This window comes from Burkholderia sp. AU4i (assembly GCF_000466765.1).
GTDB classification, from domain to species: domain Bacteria; phylum Pseudomonadota; class Gammaproteobacteria; order Burkholderiales; family Burkholderiaceae; genus Burkholderia; species Burkholderia cepacia.
Genome location: NZ_ASSI01000171.1, coordinates 1 through 2,920, shown reverse-complemented (window position 1 = coordinate 2,920; position 2,920 = coordinate 1). Strand labels below are relative to the sequence as shown.

Annotated in this window: 3 protein-coding genes; 1 reads left to right on the top strand and 2 read right to left on the bottom strand. The window is 70.7% G+C overall.

All coding sequences use genetic code 11. The features are described 5' to 3' along the window. Positions 1-172: 172 nt before the first annotated feature. Entirely contained in the window at positions 173-1,426 is a 1,254-nt protein-coding gene (locus tag L810_RS32740; RefSeq protein ID WP_021162504.1) for a glycosyltransferase family 87 protein, read from the top strand. Here the strand turns inward: L810_RS32740 and L810_RS32735 are convergent. Together L810_RS32735 and L810_RS32730 are read right to left on the bottom strand one after the other, a co-directional pair. After that, entirely contained in the window at positions 1,399-2,439 is a 1,041-nt protein-coding gene (locus L810_RS32735; RefSeq protein ID WP_042977083.1) for a TadG family pilus assembly protein, read from the bottom strand. The two genes, L810_RS32740 and L810_RS32735, sit on opposite strands and share 28 nt — an antisense overlap. After that, on the bottom strand, positions 2,432-2,860 hold the full coding sequence (locus L810_RS32730; RefSeq protein WP_021162502.1) for a TadE/TadG family type IV pilus assembly protein: 429 nt from the start codon (positions 2,858-2,860) through the stop codon (positions 2,432-2,434). Before L810_RS32730 ends, L810_RS32735 begins: the two co-directional genes overlap by 8 nt. Between the last annotated feature and the right edge of the window lie 60 nt (positions 2,861-2,920).

The following is a 2,920-nucleotide window of genomic DNA, read 5'->3' as shown; positions in this document are numbered from 1 at the left end:
TCGTGCGGCGCCGTTATCGCGCGCAGCGGGACACCGCCGCGCATCCTGCGTCGAAACTGCTGCAGTTCCCGCTCAAGCGCACGCACGCGGCCCGCCGCCGGACGCCGCTCCCCGCGACTGCCGCCGGCCACGGTGCGCGGAAAATCTCCATCAAGTAGTCGCTACACGCCGCATGGATCTCCCCCGGCACACGACGCGATCGGCGGACCGTCCCGTCCGCGCATGGCTGACTCCGCGGCGCGTCGTCCCGTACAGCGCGGTCGCGCTCGCGTGCTACGCGCTGTTCGTTGCGATCTGGGTATCCGTCGTCCGTCATGCGCCGGCCACCGCCTTGTCGCGCCCGGGCCCCGACTACGCGGTGTTCTGGACGGCGTCGTACGTAATGCTGCACGGCTCGCCATGGCAAGCGTACGATGTGCCGACCTTCACGCGGCTGGCCGCCGACCTGTTCCCGCAGTTCCGCCGCGAAGACCTCGTCGCGTGGCTGTACCCGCCCACCAACCTGCTGCTCGTGACGCCGCTCGCGCTGCTGCCTTTTGCAATCGGCTATCCGCTGTTCGTCGCGTTCGGTGTTGCCGTGTTCGGTTTCGCCGCATCGCGCGTATCGGGCCTCGGCGCGATTCCCGGCGCTGCGCGCGTCGGCGGGTTCGCGCTGGTCGCCGCCCCGTGCGTGTTCGTCACCGGGATGTTCGGGCAAAACGCGTTCCTGACCGCGTCGTGCGCGACGCTGGCCGTCTGCTGGGCGGACCGCCGGCCGATGTGGGCGGGCCTCTGCATCGGCCTGCTGTCGGCCAAGCCGCAACTGGCGCTGCTGTTCCCGTTCGTGCTGGTCGCCACGCGCGCATGGCGCACGATCGCGTGGGCCGCGCTCGCCACCACCGCGTTCGCCGCATCGAGCGTCCTCGTCTGCGGCGTCGAGTCGCTCCATCGGTTCGTCGCCGGCACCGCGCTCGCGCGGTCGCTCCTCCTCGAGCAAGGTGTCGTGTTCTGGCTCGCGTCGCCGGCGCCGTTCGCCGCCTTCCGGCTCGCGGGCCTGACGCCCGGGCTCGCTTATGCCGCGCAGGCGTGCATCGCGGCGCTGGCGATCGCAGCCGCCTGCATCGTGTGGACGCACTCGCGCGATATCCGCATGCGTGCCGCCGTGCTGGCGGTCGCGACGCTCGCGGCGAACCCGTACGTATGGCACTACGAGCTCGCGTGGCTCGGCATCGCGATCGCGTGCATGCTGGCGACCGGCTGGCAGGACGGCTGGCTGCGCGGCGAGCAGGCCGCGATCGCGCTCATGTGGCTGCTGCCGCTCGTCGAATACCTGAACCCGTGGCTGCAATGGCCGCAGATCGGCCCGGCCGTGACGCTGTTCGCGCTCCTCGTGCTGCTGCGCCGCGCCGGCCCGCGTGCTCACAACGCGAGCCGCGGCGGCACGTAGACGCCGTAGTACGGCCCGACGCCGGTCCCTGATCCCGACATCTTCACGCCGGCGACGAAGTGGCCCTGGATGTACTTGTACGTGCCGCCGAGCGACACGTCGATATGGAACGGCGCGAACGCGACGATCGGCACGGTGGTGCTGGTCGCGGTCTGCGTGACGACCGGCAGCACCACCGTCGTGCCGACCGGCACCGACGTATAGAGCGTCGCCTTCACGCCGGTCGCGAGATTGATGCTGTCGCCGATGTTGAGCGCCGTCGGGTTGCCGGTCACCATCAGGTTGCCCATCGTCGTCGTGTCGGTCGCGGTCGACTGGAACGAGGTCCACTGCCCGCCCATGCAGAGCAGGCCGTAGACCTGGCCGTTCGTGATCGAGAACTCGTACGGCTGGCCGGTCAGCGGATTGATCAGCGGCTGGTTGGTCGCGGCGTTCCAGTACAGGTTGTACACGCACTGGTCGATCGCAACCGGAAACAGTGCGCCCGCCGCCACCCCGCCCGGCGCCGCCAGCACCGCCACCGCGGTCGCGCTGCCGGAGGCGCCGGGAATCCCCAGCAGCCCGCCGAGCAGCAGCGGAATCGAGCCGCCGTTCACGCCGGGCGCGCGCGACACGGTGACCTGCACCGCCGGCACGTCGTAGGTGCCGGGCGTGATGGTCGTCGGCTGCATCGACGCGGGATTGCGCGTCACGTTCCAGTATCCGGTGGTCACCGTGCCGGTCGACAGCGCCGCACCGGCCGCCGAGTTCCGCGCGATCACGCCGTTCGCCGCCGGCGCGGCCTGCGACCAGTTCACCGCGCCGCCGCTCGGCGACATCATCGCATCGGCCCCCGCGAGCGCGGCCGCATCGGCCGCGTTCTGCAACTGGTTGTTCACCGTGACCACCCACGCGATGTCGATCGCCAGCGCGCCGAACGACAGCAGCGGAATCAGGAACATCAGGAAGAACAGCGCAACCGAACCGCGCTGCCGCGCGGGGCCGGCGGGTTGCGTTGCGCGCACGTCATTCATAGAGCATCACCGAAGTCGCCGAAACCGTCACCGGGCCGGTGAGCGCGCTGAACGCCGAACCCAGCACGAGCCCCGTATACGTGTAGGTCACGGTCACCGTCAGCGCGGTGCCCGACGTCGTGCCGTTCGCCTGCGTCACGGTCACCGCCGGGGTGGTCGCGGTGCCGCCGGTGATCAGGCTGTTCTGCATCGCGTTCTGCGCGATGCCCGCGATCTGCGTCGTGGTCAGCATCGGCACGCGCAGCACGACACCGGCCCGCGCGGCCTCGCGGCTCGCGTTCGTGATGACGGCCTTGTCGCACAGGATCAGGCTCGTGTCGATGATGCCGATCAGCACCATCAGCAGGAACGGCAGCATCAGCACGAATTCGAGAGACACGACGCCGCGCGCGCGGCGGGCGCCGGTCGCCCCGCGTGTCATTTTGCGGCCCCCGCACCCGGCGGCGCGACGCTCGGCTCCAGCGCCGCGCCGGACATCGGC